This is a genomic window from Pseudomonas sp. BF-B-30 (genome assembly GCF_019956305.1).
In the GTDB taxonomy this organism is placed as follows: Bacteria; Pseudomonadota; Gammaproteobacteria; order Pseudomonadales; family Pseudomonadaceae; genus Aquipseudomonas; species Aquipseudomonas jessenii.
Genome location: NZ_JAHBDG010000024.1, coordinates 18617 through 34934 on the forward strand (window position 1 = coordinate 18617; position 16318 = coordinate 34934).

General features: G+C 60.6%; 13 protein-coding genes. 9 read left to right on the forward strand and 4 right to left on the reverse strand.

Annotated features, from left to right (window positions below; translation table 11 throughout):
• Positions 1-51 precede the first annotated feature (51 nt).
• Complete coding sequence (locus KGB29_RS14670; protein ID WP_057712989.1) at positions 52-453, reverse strand: lysozyme inhibitor LprI family protein; 402 nt, start codon at positions 451-453, stop codon at positions 52-54.
• A 236-nt stretch (positions 454-689) separates the two neighbouring features.
• Here KGB29_RS14670 and KGB29_RS14675 point away from each other — a divergent pair, with 236 nt between their 5' ends.
• The 8 genes from KGB29_RS14675 to KGB29_RS14710 all read left to right on the forward strand — a co-directional run bounded on the left by KGB29_RS14675 (position 690) and on the right by KGB29_RS14710 (position 10542).
• A complete protein-coding gene (locus tag KGB29_RS14675; protein WP_032829497.1) occupies positions 690-1667 on the forward strand; it encodes a dipeptidase in 978 nt (325 codons plus the stop codon).
• A 78-nt stretch (positions 1668-1745) separates the two neighbouring features.
• Complete coding sequence (locus KGB29_RS14680; protein ID WP_008048169.1) at positions 1746-2276, forward strand: DUF5943 domain-containing protein; 531 nt, start codon at positions 1746-1748, stop codon at positions 2274-2276.
• Positions 2277-2291: 15 nt separating this feature from the next.
• Positions 2292-4352 (forward strand): dimethylglycine demethylation protein DgcA, encoded by a 2061-nt coding sequence (gene dgcA / locus KGB29_RS14685; RefSeq protein WP_057712990.1) that lies wholly within the window; start codon positions 2292-2294, stop codon positions 4350-4352.
• Between the two features lie 134 nt (positions 4353-4486).
• Complete coding sequence (gene dgcB, locus KGB29_RS14690; protein WP_223616449.1) at positions 4487-6436, forward strand: dimethylglycine demethylation protein DgcB; 1950 nt, start codon at positions 4487-4489, stop codon at positions 6434-6436.
• Entirely contained in the window at positions 6436-7656 is a 1221-nt protein-coding gene (locus KGB29_RS14695) for an electron transfer flavoprotein subunit alpha/FixB family protein (RefSeq protein WP_150813790.1), read from the forward strand. Before dgcB ends, KGB29_RS14695 begins: the two co-directional genes overlap by 1 nt.
• Before the next feature lie 15 nt (positions 7657-7671).
• Positions 7672-8442 (forward strand): electron transfer flavoprotein subunit beta, encoded by a 771-nt coding sequence (locus KGB29_RS14700; protein ID WP_090451839.1) that lies wholly within the window; start codon positions 7672-7674, stop codon positions 8440-8442.
• Positions 8443-8591: 149 nt separating this feature from the next.
• A complete protein-coding gene (locus KGB29_RS14705) occupies positions 8592-9158 on the forward strand; it encodes a GNAT family N-acetyltransferase (protein WP_150813791.1) in 567 nt (188 codons plus the stop codon).
• A 178-nt stretch (positions 9159-9336) separates the two neighbouring features.
• Positions 9337-10542: a retropepsin-like aspartic protease gene (locus KGB29_RS14710; RefSeq protein ID WP_223508016.1), complete on the forward strand. Its 1206-nt coding sequence runs from the start codon at positions 9337-9339 to the stop codon at positions 10540-10542.
• Between the two features lie 806 nt (positions 10543-11348).
• Here KGB29_RS14710 and gbcA read toward each other — a convergent pair.
• Positions 11349-12644: a glycine-betaine demethylase subunit GbcA gene (gbcA, locus tag KGB29_RS14720; protein ID WP_057712996.1), complete on the reverse strand. Its 1296-nt coding sequence runs from the start codon at positions 12642-12644 to the stop codon at positions 11349-11351.
• Positions 12645-12926: 282 nt separating this feature from the next.
• Here gbcA and gbcB point away from each other — a divergent pair, with 282 nt between their 5' ends.
• Positions 12927-14027 (forward strand): glycine-betaine demethylase subunit GbcB, encoded by a 1101-nt coding sequence (gbcB, locus tag KGB29_RS14725; RefSeq protein WP_102672494.1) that lies wholly within the window; start codon positions 12927-12929, stop codon positions 14025-14027.
• Between the two features lie 128 nt (positions 14028-14155).
• On the opposite strand, the gene KGB29_RS14730 is transcribed toward gbcB, so the two are convergent.
• Positions 14156-14980: an SDR family oxidoreductase gene (locus KGB29_RS14730; RefSeq protein ID WP_150813793.1), complete on the reverse strand. Its 825-nt coding sequence runs from the start codon at positions 14978-14980 to the stop codon at positions 14156-14158.
• A 198-nt stretch (positions 14981-15178) separates the two neighbouring features.
• A complete protein-coding gene (locus KGB29_RS14735) occupies positions 15179-16219 on the reverse strand; it encodes a low specificity L-threonine aldolase (protein WP_150813794.1) in 1041 nt (346 codons plus the stop codon).
• Positions 16220-16318 lie beyond the last annotated feature (99 nt).

Here is a 16318-nt window from a genome sequence, read left to right on the forward strand (position 1 = left end):
ATTAGTGACAGAGGGTGTGCAGCTTACAGCTCAAGCTGGCTGGGGAACGGATCACTCCTGCCCAATCGACTCCAAAAACTCCGACCGCTCGTCGCTCATCCGTGCAATGCAATCGTTCTGGGCAATGGTGAGCGCCTTGCTGCCACTGGTGGCCGGGAAGGCTTCGACGGCGCAGTCTGCGTCGCGGGTCTTCAGCCATTGCTGTTGGGCGGCTTTGATCTTGGCGGTGATGTCGGCCAGTTGCGACGGGTTTTTGCCGTACTGCGACTGCATGCGCTCGGTCAGGCCCTGGAGGTTTTCCTTGAGCAGGTCTTCGGCGGAGGTTTTGCTGAAGGCCGAGCACTCGAGGGTCTGGATGTCGTTTTCGACTTTGTCGCAGGGATTGTCGTCGGCCACCTCCGCTGCGTGTACGCCGGTCGCAATCAGTGCCATTGCCAGAATGATCGATTTCATTATCGTCGCCGCTCTTGTCCAGTGAAGCATCCAGTGATGCGGCGAATTCTGGCCCAAGCCAGGGGCCTTGAACAGGTCGATGATTGTGCCTGGCGACGACCCTTTGTCGCGGATTGACGCTTTCGGCAAACCCCCTGTCGTTTTTGCACCCGGCTGCCCCTGCACCGAGGCATATGCTGGCCCCAAAGCGCCGGCACACGATTCGGCGCATGAATCGCTAACAAGGGGACAGCCTGATGAGCCCAGCCGAATTGCACGCCGACAGCATCGTTATCGACGGGCTGATTATCGCCAAGTGGAACCGTGAACTGTTCGAAGACATGCGCAAGGGCGGTCTGACGGCGGCTAACTGCACCGTGTCGGTGTGGGAGGGCTTTCAGGCCACCGTCAACAACATCGCCGCGAGCCAGAAGCTGATTCGCGAGAACAGCGACCTGGTGATCCCGGTGCGCACCACCGCCGACATCCGTAAAGCCAAGGAGCAGGGCAAGACCGGCATCCTGTTCGGCTTCCAGAACGCTCACGCCTTCGAAGACCAGATCGGCTATGTCGAGGTCTTCAAGCAGCTGGGCGTCGGCATTGTGCAGATGTGCTACAACACCCAGAACCTGGTGGGCACCGGCTGTTACGAGCGTGACGGAGGCCTGTCGGGCTTTGGTCGCGAAATCGTCGCCGAGATGAACCGCGTTGGTGTGATGTGCGACCTGTCCCACGTCGGTTCCAAGACTTCCGAAGAAGTCATCCTCGAGTCGAAGAAACCGGTCTGCTACTCCCACTGCCTGCCATCGGGGCTCAAGGAGCACCCGCGCAACAAGTCCGATGAAGAACTGAAGTTCATCGCCGACCACGGCGGCTTTGTCGGCGTGACCATGTTCGCGCCGTTCCTGGCCAAGGGCATCGATTCGACCATCGACGACTACGCCGAAGCCATCGAGTACGTGATGAACATCGTCGGCGAAGACGCCATCGGCATCGGCACCGACTTCACCCAGGGCCATGGCCAGGACTTCTTCGAATACCTGACCCACGACAAGGGCTACGCCCGCCGCCTGACCAGCTTCGGCAAGATCATCAACCCGCTGGGCATCCGCACCGTGGGCGAGTTCCCGAACCTGACCGAGACCCTGCTCAAGCGCGGCCACTCCGAGCGCGTGGTACGCAAGATCATGGGCGAGAACTGGGTCAACGTCTTGAAAGATGTCTGGGGCGAATAAGCCGCTGCACCTCTGAATCCTTTCCCCCGGCCGCCCGCGCCGGGGGCAACACCAAAATTTTTCTGGAGTTAAGTTTCCATGGCCAAGATCGCCCCGCAATTGCCAATCGAAGTCGACAGCGAAACCGGTGTCTGGACCTCCGACGCCCTGCCGATGCTGTACGTGCCGCGCCATTTCTTCGTCAACAACCACATGGGCATCGAGGAAGTGCTGGGCGCTGAAGCCTATGCCGAAATCCTCTACAAGGCCGGCTACAAGTCCGCCTGGCACTGGTGTGAAAAAGAAGCCGAATGCCACGGCCTGGAAGGCGTCGCGGTGTTCGAGCACTACATGAAGCGCCTGTCGCAGCGCGGCTGGGGCCTGTTCAAGATCCAGGACATCGACCTCGACAAAGGCACCGCCAGCGTCAAGCTCGAACACTCGGCATTCGTCTACGTGTACGGCAAGGTCGGGCGCAAGGTCGACTACATGTTCACTGGCTGGTTTGCAGGGGCCATGGATCAGATCCTCGCCGCTCGCGGCAGCAAGATCCGCACCGTGGCCGAACAAGTCTACGGTGGCTCCGAAGAGGGCCACGAAGACGGCTTGTTCACCGTCAAGCCGTTGTAAGTCGAGGAACCCGCCATGGCTTTCGAAGCAATGTTCCAGCCGATCCAGATCGGCAAACTGACCATCCGCAACCGCGTGCTCAGCACCGCGCACGCCGAGGTCTATGCCACCGACGGCGGCATGACCACCGACCGGTACGTCAAGTATTACGAAGAGAAAGCCAAGGGCGGTATCGGCCTGGCGATTTGTGGCGGTTCGTCCGTGGTGGCCATCGACAGCCCGCAGGAATGGTGGAGTTCGGTGAACCTGTCCACCGACCGCATCATTCCGCACTTCCAGAATCTTGCCGACGCCATGCACAAGCACGGCGCCAAGATCATGATCCAGATTACCCACATGGGCCGTCGCTCGCGTTGGGACGGTTTCAACTGGCCGACGCTGATGTCGCCGTCAGGCGTGCGCGAGCCGGTGCACCGTGCCACTTGCAAAACCATCGAGCCGGAAGAGATCTGGCGGGTGATCGGCAACTACGCTCAAGCGGCCCGCCGCGCCAAGGCCGGTGGCCTGGACGGTGTCGAACTGTCGGCGGTGCATCAGCACATGATCGACCAGTTCTGGAGCCCACGGGTCAACAAGCGTACCGACGAATGGGGCGGCACCTTCGAAGGCCGCATGAAGTTCGGTCTGGAAGTGCTCAAGGCCGTGCGCGCCGAGGTTGGTGACGATTTCTGCGTGGGCATGCGCATCTGCGGTGACGAGTTCCACCCGGATGGTCTTTCCCACGAAGACATGAAGCAGATCGCCAAGTATTACGACGATACCGGCATGCTCGACTTCATTGGCGTCGTGGGTTCGGGTTGCGACACCCACAACACCCTGGCCAACGTGATTCCGAACATGAGTTATCCGCCGGAGCCGTTCCTGCATCTGGCTGCCGGCATCAAGGAAGTGGTCAAGGTTCCAGTGCTGCACGCGCAGAACATCAAGGACCCTAACCAGGCCACACGTATCCTGGAAGGCGGTTACGTCGACATGGTCGGCATGACCCGCGCGCACATCGCCGACCCGCACCTGATCGCCAAGATCAAAATGGGCCAGATCGACCAGATCAAACAATGCGTCGGTGCCAACTACTGCATCGACCGTCAGTATCAGGGTCTGGATGTGCTGTGCATTCAGAACGCCGCGACTTCTCGTGAATACATGGGCTTGCCGCACATCATCGAAAAAACCACTGGCGTGAAACGCAAGGTGGTGGTGGTCGGCGCCGGTCCCGCCGGGATGGAAGCCGCCCGCGTGGCCGCCGAGCGTGGCCACGACGTGACCCTGTTCGAGAAAAAGGAATTCATCGGCGGGCAGATCACCACCGCATCGAAAGCCCCGCAACGGGACCAGATCGCCGGTATCACCCGCTGGTATCAACTGGAACTGGCGCGGTTGAAAGTCGACCTGCGCCTGGGCACCGCGGCTGACGCGCCAACCATCATGGACCTGCGTCCGGACGTGGTGGTGCTGGCCGTCGGCGGTCATCCGTTCATCGAGCAGAACGAACACTGGGGCGCGGCTGAAGGCCTGGTGGTCAGCAGCTGGGACATCCTCGACGGCAAGGTGGCACCGGGCAAGAACGTGCTGGTCTACGACACCATTTGCGAGTTCACCGGCATGTCGACCGCCGACTTCCTCGCCGACAAGGGCAGTCAGGTCGAGATCGTCACCGACGACATCAAGCCTGGTGTGGCGATTGGCGGTACGTCGTTCCCGACTTACTACCGCAGCATGTACCCGAAAGAAGTGATCATGACCGGCGACATGATGCTGGAGAAGGTCTACCGCGAAGGCGACAAGCTCGTAGCGGTACTGGAAAACGAATACACCGGCGCCAAAGAGGAGCGGGTGGTTGACCAGGTGGTCGTGGAAAACGGCGTGCGTCCGGACGAAGAAATCTACTACGCGCTGAAGGAAGGCTCGCGCAACAAAGGCCAGATCGACGTCGAAGCCTTGTTCGCGATCAAGCCGCAACCTTGCCTGGAACAGAGCGGCGACGGCTACCTTCTGTTCCGCATCGGCGACTGCGTGGCCCAGCGTAACGTGCACGCGGCGATCTACGACGCGTTGCGGCTGTGCAAGGATTTCTAAAACCACACCGAACCAATGTGGGAGCGGGCTTGCTCGCGAAGAACGATAACGCGGTACACCTGATACACCGCGTCGCCTGATTCGCGAGCAAGCCCGCTCCCACATGAGACCCCGAGGTCTTTGGGAGCTTCACCATGTTGAACACCCTTCTTCCAATCCTGTTGTTCGCCGCCCTGGGCCTTGGTGTCCTGGGCGCGTTGCGGCGGGTGGCCATGTGGCGCCGGGGCCGAGCCTCCAAGGTCGACCTGATCGGCGGCCTGTTCGCCATGCCCAAGCGCTACATGGTCGACTTGCACCATGTGGTAGCGCGGGACAAATACATTGCCAACACCCACGTCGCCACGGCTGGCGGTGCGGTGGCGTCCATCGTGCTGGCGATTCTGGTGCATGGTTTCGGCCTGCATAACCGCTTCCTCGGCTATGCGTTGCTGCTGATGTCGGCGGTGATGTTCGTCGGCGCGATCTTCGTTTACCTGCGTCGGCGCAATCCGCCGGCGCGCCTGTCGAAAGGCCCGTGGATGCGTCTGCCGAAAAGCCTGCTGGCGTTCTCGGCCTCGTTCTTCCTGTTGACCCTGCCGGTGGCGGGCATCCTGCCGGAAAATTTCGGTGGCTGGCTGTTGGCGGCGATTCTCGGGGTTGGCGTGTTGTGGGGTGTGTCGGAACTGTTCTTCGGCATGACCTGGGGCGGGCCGATGAAACACGCCTTTGCCGGTGCCCTGCACCTGGCCTGGCACCGCCGCGCCGAACGCTTTGGTGGTGGTCGTTCCACGGGGTTGAAACCGCTGGATCTTAGCGACTTGACCGCGCCACTGGGTGTGGAAAAACCCAAGGATTTCACCTGGAACCAGTTGCTCGGCTTCGACGCCTGCGTGCAGTGCGGTAAATGCGAAGCAGCGTGCCCGGCCTTCGCCGCCGGTCAGCCGCTGAACCCGAAAAAACTGATTCAGGACATGGTCGTCGGCCTGGCCGGTGGCACCGATGCCAAGTTCGCCGGCAGCCCGTACCCAGGCAAAGCCATTGGCGAGCACGCGGGCAATCCGCATCAGCCGATCGTCAACGGTCTGGTAGATGCCGAGACGCTGTGGTCGTGCACCACTTGCCGCGCTTGCGTCGAGGAATGCCCGATGATGATCGAGCACGTCGATGCCATCGTCGACATGCGCCGTCATCTGACCCTGGAAAAAGGCGCGACCCCGAACAAGGGTGCCGAAGTCCTGGAAAACCTGATCGCCACCGACAACCCTGGCGGTTTCGCGCCGGGCGGGCGGATGAACTGGGCAGCGGACCTGAACCTCAACCTGCTTAGCGAAAAGAAATCCACCGACGTGCTGTTCTGGGTCGGCGATGGCGCCTTCGACATGCGTAACCAGCGCACCCTGCGCGCCTTCGTCAAAGTGCTCAAGGCGGCGAAAATCGACTTCGCCGTGCTCGGCCTCGAAGAGCGCGACAGCGGTGACGTGGCCCGGCGCCTGGGCGACGAAGCAACCTTCCAGCTGTTGGCCAAGCGCAACATCCAGACCCTGGCCAAATACAGTTTCAACCGTATCGTCACCTGCGATCCGCACAGTTTCCACGTGCTGAAAAACGAGTACGGCGCCTTCGATGGTAACTACCTGGTGCAGCACCACAGCACCTACATGGCGGAAATCATCGATGCTGGCGCGCTCAATCTTGGCCAGCACAAAGGCGATAGCGTGACCTATCACGATCCGTGCTACCTCGGCCGTTACAACGGCGAATACGAGGCACCGCGCCAGGTTCTGCGCGCGCTCGGGATTGAAGTGAAAGAAATGCAGCGTTCCGGCTTCCGCTCCCGCTGCTGCGGCGGTGGCGGCGGCGCGCCGATCACCGACATTCCCGGCAAGCAGCGCATTCCCGACATGCGCATGGAAGACATCCGCGAAACCGGCGCCGAACTGGTGGCCGTGGGTTGTCCACAGTGCACCGCGATGCTTGAAGGCGTGGTCGAACCACGTCCGCTGATCAAGGACATCGCCGAACTGGTGGCTGATGCGTTGCTCGAAGACGCCGCGCCGGGAAAGCCTTCGGCACCGGCCAAACGTGAACCTGCGGAGGTGCATTGATGAGTGACATTATCCGCCGCGACCCTCGCGCCGAATGGATCGCCCGCAACCGTCTGCACCCGCTGCACGCGGCCATGCAGCCAGCGCAACACAGCTGGATGGGGCCTAACGGCGTCATCCGCAAGAATCCTCACGGGATCGGTTTTATCGGTCCCAATGGGATCAAACGGATCGACCGCAGTGGCGCTCAGCAAGGCGGGACGACTAAACGTTCGGCCGCGGTTGAAGTGCAGTTGCCGCTGCATCAAGTGACTGCGCCCGCGTTTTACATCAGCGTGGTGCCGGACATGGTCGGCGGTCGCTTGAGCAGTCACGACCGCGATCTGCTGGGCCTGGCCCATCAACTGGCCGGCAAGGACGGCGCTGTATTGGCCGTGGTGTTCGGCGAGCACAAGGAAAGCGCTTTCGCCACGGCGGGCGTTGACCGCTTGCTGGTACTGGAAGGTGACGAATTCAGCGGTTATGCACCGGAACAACGGGTCCAGGGCCTGCGGGCTGTGGATAACCAGTTCAGCCCGCGTCACTGGTTGCTGCCGGACAGCCGCAGCGGTGGCGGCGAGCTGGGGCGGCGCTTTGCTGCTGCACTGGGCGAACGCCCGGCCACGCGGGTCTGGCAGGTCAAGGATCAGGAGTGCATCGGCCGCGCCGGCGCGGGTCTGCAAGACCTTGCCCGTCCACTGGCGCGACTGATCCTGGCGGCTGCCGAGTGCGCCGAACCGGTCAGCGAAACCCGTCACGAAGCGCTGCCCGTGGAGTTATCCACAACCGTGGCCCGCAGCCTGTCGCGGATCGAAGACCTGGGTGCGGTGGCAGTCGATCCGGCGGCCATCCCCATGGCCGAAGCCGAATTCATTTTCTCCGGCGGCAACGGGGTCAAGGACTGGGGACTTTTCCACCGGACCGCAGAGGCCCTCGGCGCGACCGAAGGCGCATCGCGGGTGGCGGTGGACGATGGGTTCATGGCCCGCGACCGTCAGGTCGGGGCATCCGGCACCTGGGTCACCGCGCGGGTCTATGTGGCGGTGGGGATTTCCGGAGCGATCCAGCACCTGCAAGGCATTGGTGCCTGCGACAAGGTGGTGGCGATCAACCTCGACCCTGGTTGCGACATGATCAAACGGGCCGACCTGTCGGTGATTGGCGAAAGTGCCGAGATTCTTCAAGCCTTGATCGAGGCGGTAGAGGCTTACCGCAACGACGCCAAGCGCGATGCGGCTTAAGGGAAGGAAAGGGTTATGAGCACGAAAATCATCAGCCTGGTGTCCATCGGCGCCCACCCGACATCCGGTCGGCCGCGTCGCGCGGAACAGGATGCGCGGGCGGTGGAACTGGGCCTGCAATTGGCTGGGGATAACTTGCAGGTGCTGCATGCCGGCGACATCACCGAGCCTGCATTGCGCGCGTATCTGGGCATGGGCCTGGAACAACTGCACGTGCTGGAACAACCACAAGGCGCCGACGCGCTGCCGGCGCTGACCGATTATCTGCGCGATGCCGGGGCCCAGGTGGTGTTGACCGGCAGCCAGGCGGAAACCGGCGAAGGATCGGGCATGTTGCCATTCCTCCTCGCTGAAAACCTGGGCTGGCCGCTGGTGGTGGGGTTGGCGCAAGTCGAGTCCATCGATGGCGGTTCGGCGCTGGTGCTGCAAGCGTTGCCGCGTGGTCAGCGTCGTCGCTTGAAGGTTCGCTTGCCGTTCCTGGCAACTGTGGATAACGCCGCGCCCAAGCCACGGCAGAGTGCCTACGGCCCGGCCCGACGCGGCGTGCTGCAAGCACAGGACGTCGAGGTCATCGACGATGAACTGCTCGCGGTCGCCACCCTGCAGCCGGCCAAGCCACGGCCCAAGCGCCTGAAGGTGATCAAGGCCAAGAGCGGCGCCGATCGCATGAAAGCCGCGACGGCCAAGGCCAGCGGTGGCGGTGGGCAAGTGCTCAAGGGCGTTACGGCGCAAGCGGGGGCAGAAGCGATCCTCAAGCTGCTGATTGAAGAGGGTGTGGTCCGCTAATCACATAGTCACCGCAAGTCCACTGTGGGAGCGGGCTTGCTCGCGAAGGCGTCGTGTCAGTCGAGATTCTGATTGCCTGACACACCGCTTTCGCGAGCAAGCCCGCTCCCACATTGGGTTGTGTTAACCCCCCAGATTGTGAGGAAACGATGGCTGTTGAATTTCGTTCGGCGGTCCGCGCGGATGCGCGTGAGATTGCGCGGTTGTTCCAGATTTCATCCGAAGGCGCTTCAGACTACATCTGGAGCCAGATCGCGGAGCCCGGCCAGGATCTGTTGGACGTCGGCACCATTCGGTATGCCCGGGACGACGTGGATTTCTCCTACCAGAATTGCCTGATTGCCGAGGCCGGTGGCCAGGTCATTGGCATGATGCACAGCTACGTGATGCGCCACGATCCACTGGCGGAGCCGACGACTGACCCGGTACTGGCGCCTTACGCCGACATGGAAGTGCCCGACACGCTCTATATCTCCAGCCTTGCCCTGCACGAGGGCTGGCGCAACAGGGGCCTGGGCGTGCAGTTTCTCGCCCATGCTCAAGAGCGTGCCGACCAACTGGGGCTCAATGGCCTGAGCCTGATCGACTATGCCGCCAACACTGGCGCCCGGCGCTTTTACGAGCGGCACGGTTTCGAGATCATCAAAACCTGCCAGGTCACCCCTCATCCCATGATCCGCGTCACCGGTGACGCCTATCTTATGCACAGGCCCTGAGTCTGCGGGGGTTCTAACCAGCGAAGGTTATCCACAACGCCACGCGCCCTCGTCCCACGTTGACGAGGGCGATGAGCTACAGTTTTCTATGCGCTGATCAAGAGTGCGACACGCTTTCGGGAGTTTTCAGACGTTCAGCGCTGACTCATGAAATCCGGTTTTTATGACTGGCTTGAACATGAAGACTTTCGCTCTTCCGGCGCTTTTTGCATCGACCCTGTGGATATCCACCGGCTTGCTGTCTGCTGTCCCGGCAAACGTGCCCGTGGCTGATCAGGACTTTTATCAATGGCTGGAGACCGGGCAGGGGCGCGACGCGTCCCTGGCGCAGCTACGGCAGCAGTGCGACAAGGTACTGGATGCCGATAAGCACCTCAGCTGTTCAGTGACGGTCCTGGCCAGAATGCTCGAAGCCAAGGCCGCCAACCAAATCCCCGAATACTATCTGGCCATCAAGGGTAAGCATGCCCGGGCGATTGCGGTCGATGCCGACCTGAATGCCCTGTTCTCCATGTTTGGCAGCGAATCATTGGCTATTCTGACGAGGGCTGGCAATTTCTCGGTCAAGGGATCTGCCCGACATGAGGTGCTGCAGCTCCATCCGTATGCCAATGACTTCTACATCGCTGAACAATCGCTGCCATTTATCGAGGTCGGAACGGCCAACGGTGTCTCGGCGCGTTTTGTACTGGACACGGGGGCACCGCAAACCCGGGTCAACATTGAAACTGCGAAACAGATGGGGATCAGGATGTTGCCCGATGCTCATTATCGCTACAGCACGTTTTATGGCGAAAGGGGCCTGGCCGCGAGGTTGGGAATTCTCGGGTCACTGAGAGTCGGCACCCGTGAGTTCAGGAACGTCCTGGTCTTTGTCAGCGACCGGGATAATTTGTTGGGGCTGGATCTGATCAGCAAGCTGGGGCGCTTGAAGATAACCAGGAGAACACTGGAACTTAATCCGCCGCCTGCCCGGCGCTGTGATGCGCCAATTGTCTTGAGCCGCCTGGATCTCAACCAACGGCTGGTAGTTGCCGCACAGCTGGATCGTCGGACAACGCAAGCCATCATCGATACGGGAAATGTCGACTACCTGACGGCCGCGTCGCCCGGCAGGCAAGTCAGCGTGGCGCAGGCGCTGACACCGGGAGGCTCGAACGTTTACACCGGCGACAATAAGCACTTTCAACGCTTCACCGGCGTATTGGCCCTGCAAGGCGACACCTTGGTGGTCAGCTACAAATACTACCCGGGCTTTACCATCCCGCCGTCGTTGGTGGACGGACAATACGTGCCGTCGATATTACTCGGATGGCGCGCCTTCAAAGACTTTGAATTGAACCTGGATCTCGATTCAGGTCGCTCATGCCTCAATAGAGTCTGAACAGCTTGGACGGTTACCCACAATCCCTGTTGGTGGTTCTGTGGATAACATGTTCGCCCCTCGCTACACCCCATACAAATCAAGCCTTGCATGGTGTCGATCAAAAAACACCCAGTCTGGTTCGTGGTTTTTCCATGCATTTTCAAGAGGATATGTGCTGCTGTCGATGCAAAATTGCCCCCAATCTCTGTTGGCGCTTCTGTGGATAAGATGTTTGCTATCGGCTGCAGGCCTTATAAACAGCGGCGTGTAGGCTTTTGATTATAAAATGATCAAAAGCCCGTTTAGCGCCGTGAACCTCCGCGCAAACGCCGAGTTCCTGCGGGTTTTAGCGGTTTTCCACAGCCCCTGCGAAGTTAACCCCAAAGTCTGTTGGCGCTTCTGTGGATAAGGTGTTTGCCATCCTCTGAAAGCCTTGCAGTCCGTGACTTTCAGGCTTCTGGTTAAAAAATGACCAGCGCGCCAGTGGAAGCATGCTTCTGGATAAGTCACGTTTTTTCTTTGGTTTTTGTGAAGATATTTTGCAGTCTTTCCACAGTTGTCCCCAATAGCTGTGGGTGGAGATGTGGATAACTTGTTTGCGGAAGGCTGGGAGGCGTGCGCAGCATAGCTCTGAACGAAATAGATCATATTTCGTACAGTTCTAAAGATAGAGGAATGTGTAGCGGGGAGAAAACCTGTTGCGAGCAAGCCCCTTGTAGGAGCGAGCTTGCTCGCGATGGTCGTGAACGATGACGCGAAAAGACAGATGACCCGCGGTGCCCCTGGATTTTTCGCGAGCAAGCTCGCTCCTACAGGGACATGCTTCAGCCTTGAACCGGAACCCCTTTGAGGTAAGGCGCAGGCTCGGCACCCAAGTTGCTCAGCAGGCGCTCGCTGTACCAGTCCACAAAGTTCACCACACCGAACTCATAGGTCTTGGAGTACGGACCAGGCTGGTACGCGGTGGAGTTGATGCCGCGCTGGTTTTCTTCGGCCAGGCGACGGTCCTGGTCGTTGGTGGCGTCCCAGACCTGGCGCATGCGCTCCACGTCGTAGTCCACGCCTTCGACCGCGTCCTTGTGCACGATCCACTTGGTGGTGACCATGGTTTCCTGGGCGCTGATCGGCCACACGGTGAACACGATGATGTGGTCGCCCATGCAGTGGTTCCAGGAGTGCGGCAGGTGCAGGATGCGCATCGAGCCCAGGTCCGGGTTCTTGATGCGACCCATCAGCTTGGCGCAGCCCTGCTTGCCGTCCATGGTCATCGACACGGTGCCCTTGAGCAGCGGCATGCGCACGATGCGGTTGCGCAGGCCGAAGCTGGCGTGGGCGTAAGGGATCTTCTCGGCTTCCCAGGCAGCGGCGGAGGCGGCTACGTGGTCCTTGAAGGCCTGGTCGGCGCGCGGGTCGGTGACGTCGTCCCACTCCAGCAGGGTTTTCAACAGTTCCGGGTGCGACGCGTTGCAGTGGTAGCACTCGCGGTTGTTTTCCAGCACCAGTTTCCAGTTGGCCTTTTCCATCAAGGTGGTTTGCACCGCCACCTTGGTGTTCTCCATGTCGTACGGTTCCATGTAGTGGTTGAGCGTCGACAGGAAGTCATCGATGGCCGGCGGGTTCTCCGCCAGGCTGATGAAGATGTAGCCGCCGGCGGTCTTCACGTTCACCGGCTTGAGGCCGTACTGGTTCATGTCGAAGTCGGCGCCCATTTCGGTGCCGGCGAACAGCAGGCGGCCGTCGAGTTCGTAGGTCCACTGGTGATAGTGGCAAACCAGCTTGGCGACCTTGCCCTTGTCGCTGGTGCACAGGCGCGAGCCACGGTGGCGGCAGACGTTGTGGAACGCGTGCACCACGCCTTCGGCGCCACGGATCACGATGATCGGGTTCTTGCCGATCTGCAGGGTCAGGTAGTTGCCCTTGGTAGGGATCTCGCAGGTCATGCCGGCGATCAACCACTCTTTCTGAAAGATTTCCTGCATGTCGATATCAAACAGGCGCTCGTCGGAGTAAAACGGCTGCGGCAGCGAGAACGTGCGCTCGCGCTCTTGCAGCATCTGCGCGGTGGCCTTGCGTGCGGGTTCCAGCGGATCGCCCAGGCTCAGGGTAGTAGTGACGTCCATCGTGTATTTCCTCAAGGCCATCTGCGTGGCCGCGAAAGTGGCTGATCAGGGTTGCTACGCAAGGTGTAAAGAATGTGTCTTGGTATGGGGCGAGTGTGGGGCCGGCGCAGGCCAGAACCTTATCCATGGGCGACATGGTGCAATCTGTTCCCGACGCGCAAGCCCCAGTCGTTGGGGGCTGGTCGCGATAAGCATGTCAATGTCGCAGATAGGTAAATGGGTGATCTGCGCTATACGCAGAATCGCCAACATGAAGGCCGGCAGTCGGCCGTGGAGATCAGCATGTCCAATAGTTTCCTGAATCCGGTAACCACCCAGACCTGGGCCAATGGTCGGCACATCGTCCGTTGCGTCAAAGTCATCCAGGAAACCTGGGATGTGCGCACCTTCTGCTTCATGGCCGATCAGCCGATCATGTTCTTCTTCAAACCGGGGCAGTTTGTCACCCTGGAGCTGGAGATTGAAGGCCAGCCGATCATGCGTTCGTACACCATTTCCAGCTCGCCATCGGTGCCGTACAGCTTTTCGGTGACCATCAAGCGCGTACCGGGTGGCAAGGTCTCCAACTGGCTGCACGACACTCTGCACGAAGGCCAGGAGCTGGCGGTGCACGGACCGGTCGGGCTGTTCAATGCCATGGACTTCACCGCGCCAAAGGTGCTTTACCTCAGCGGCGGCGTCGGTATCACGCCGGTCATGTCCATGGCGCGCTGGTTCTACGACACCAACGGCAATGTCGACATGGTGTTTATCCACAGCGCCCGTTCGCCCAAGGACATCATTTACCACCGTGAGCTGGAACACATGGCGTCGCGGATCGACAACTTCAGCCTGCACCTGATCTGCGAGAAGCACGGTATGGGTGAGCCCTGGGCCGGTTATCGCGGTTACCTGAACCACAGAATGCTTGAATTGATGGCGCCGGACTTCCTTGAGCGCGAAGTGTTCTGCTGCGGCCCGACACCGTATATGAATGCGGTCAAGCGCTTGCTGGAAGCCGCTGGCTTCGACATGTCGCGTTATCACGAAGAATCCTTCGGTGCGACCCCGCCAGAGGCGCGCGCCGACGCCGTGGAACACGCCGAGCAAGCGGCCGAGGCACCGGAAGTCGACGTGGCGGATCTGCACGAGGTGGAGTTCACGGCGTCCGGCAAGAGCATCCGCGTGGCCCCGGGCGAGACCGTGCATGCGGCGGCGGCCAAGGTCGGCCTGATGATTCCGAAAGCGTGCGGCATGGGTATCTGCGGCACCTGCAAGGTGTTGAAGCTGGGTGGTGAAGTGGAAATGGACCACAACGGCGGGATCACCGAGGAAGATGAAGCTGAAGGGTTCATTCTTTCGTGCTGCAGCGTGCCTAAAGGCGACGTGCGCATCGAATTCTAATGGTTGCGCAATAGTCCCTGTAGGAGCGAGCCTGCTCGCGATGGACGTCAACGATAACGCTGACAACCTGACCCCCGCGGTGTTCTCAGGTTCATCGCGAGCAGGCTCGCTCCTACAGGGGAGGGTGTTTAGTCGATAAACAAGTCGGTCATCAGCTTGTCGTTGCTGTCCGGCGCGAACCGATAGTGTTCGAACTCCGTCACACCGCTTTCCCGCAGAATCTCCTCATCAATCAACAAGCGCCCGGTCAGGCTGCGGTTTGCGCTGCTCAGAATCACATGCGCCGCATCCGCCATGATCGCAGGCAGGCGCGCATGCTTGAACGATTCCCTCGACCCCAACTGAAACTCGATGGCAGCGGTGGCGATCATCGTCTGTGGCCATAGCGAGTTGACGCTGATCCCGTAATTCCTGAATTCCTCGCTCATGCCCAGGGTCAGCATGCTCATGCCGTACTTGGTCACGGTATAGGGGCTGTATTGGGCGAACCACTTGGCGGCCAGGTTCAGCGGCGGCGAGAGGTTGAGGATATGGCCGCTGGACTTCTTCAGGTACGGCAACGCTGCCTGGCTGCACAGCAATACGGCGCGGGTGTTGATCTGGTGCATCAGGTCAAAGCGCTTGAGTTCGAGATGTTGAACCCCGGTGAGCTTGATCGCCCCGGCATTGTTGATCAGTGCATCGATGCCACCGAAATGTTCGTTGGCCTGGGCCAGGGCCTGATGCACGGCATCTTCATCGCGCACATCCACTTGCAGGGCCAGTGCCTTGCCGCCTGCGGCTTCGACTTCCTGGGCCACGCTGAAAATCGTGCCGGGTAATTTGGGGTGTGGCGACGCACTTTTCGCCGCAATCACAATGTTGGCCCCGTCGCGTGCGGCCCGCAGCGCGATCTCGCGACCAATGCCGCGGCTGGCGCCGGTGATGAACAGGGTTTTGCCTTGCAATGACATGCGTACGCTCCTGATTGTTGTTATCTGTACGGATCGACAGACAATGTAGACCAAGACTTCAGGTGCGAACGGTCAGGCTGTGGGGCTTTTTGTAGGAGCGAGCTTGCTCGCGATGGACTTGAAGGCGCTGCGTTTATCCAGAAAGCACGCGTTTTCGTTAGCGCCCATCGCGAGCAGGCTCGCTCCTACAGGGGGAGGTTAGTGAGACATCACTTCGCGAATGTCCTTCGCCAATTCACGCACGCGCTCTTGCTCGGTGTCCCACGAGCACATGAAGCGTGCGCCGCCGTTGCCGATGAAGGTGTAGAAGCGCCAGCCCTTGGCGGTCAGTGCGGCGATGGCCGGTTCCGACAGTTGCAGGAACACGCCGTTTGCCTGTACCGGGAACATCAGCTCCACGCCGGGGATGTCGCTGACCAGTTCGGCCAGCAACTGCGCGCAGTGGTTGGCGTGGTTGGCGTATTTGAGCCAGGCGTCGTTTTCCAGGATCCCGACCCACGGCGCCGACAGGAAGCGCATTTTTGAAGCAAGCTGTCCGGCCTGTTTGCAGCGGTAATCGAAGTCTTCGGCCAGTTTGTGGTTGAAGAACAGAATCGCCTCGCCCACGGCCATGCCGTTCTTCGTGCCGCCGAAGCACAGCACGTCGACGCCGGCCTTCCAGGTCAGGTCAGCCGGGGTGCAGCCGAGGAAGGCGCAGGCGTTGGAGAATCGTGCGCCGTCCATGTGCAGGTTCAGGCCCAGTTCCTTGCAGGTGGCGCTGATGGCGCTGATTTCGTCCGGGGTGTAGACGCTGCCGACTTCGGTGGCCTGGGTCAGGGTCACCACACGGGGTTTCGGGTAGTGGATGTCCTGGCGCTTGAGCGCGACCTCGCGGATCGATTCCGGGGTCAACTTGCCGTTTTCAGTACGGGCGATCAGCAGTTTGGAGCCGTTGGAGAAGAATTCCGGGGCGCCGCATTCGTCGGTTTCGACGTGGGCAGTTTCCGAGCAGATCACGCTGTGGTAACTCTGGCACAACGACGACAGCGCCAACGAGTTGGCGGCGGTGCCGTTGAAGGCAAAAAACACTTCGCAGTCGGTTTCGAACAGTTTGCGGAATCCGTCGGAGGCGCGGGCGGTCCACTCGTCGTCGCCGTATGCGCGCTGGTGGCCGTGGTTGGCCTGCTCCATGGCGGCCCAGGCTTCAGGGCAGATGCCGGAATAGTTGTCGCTGGCGAATTGTTGGCTCTTGTCGGTCATGGCCTGCTTCCGTGGTCGAGATGCCTATGGTGAAGCGTCCCGTGGTCAATGAGGGTGCGCACTGTACCCAAGATCGTCAGGTGGAGCGCACAGGATGTC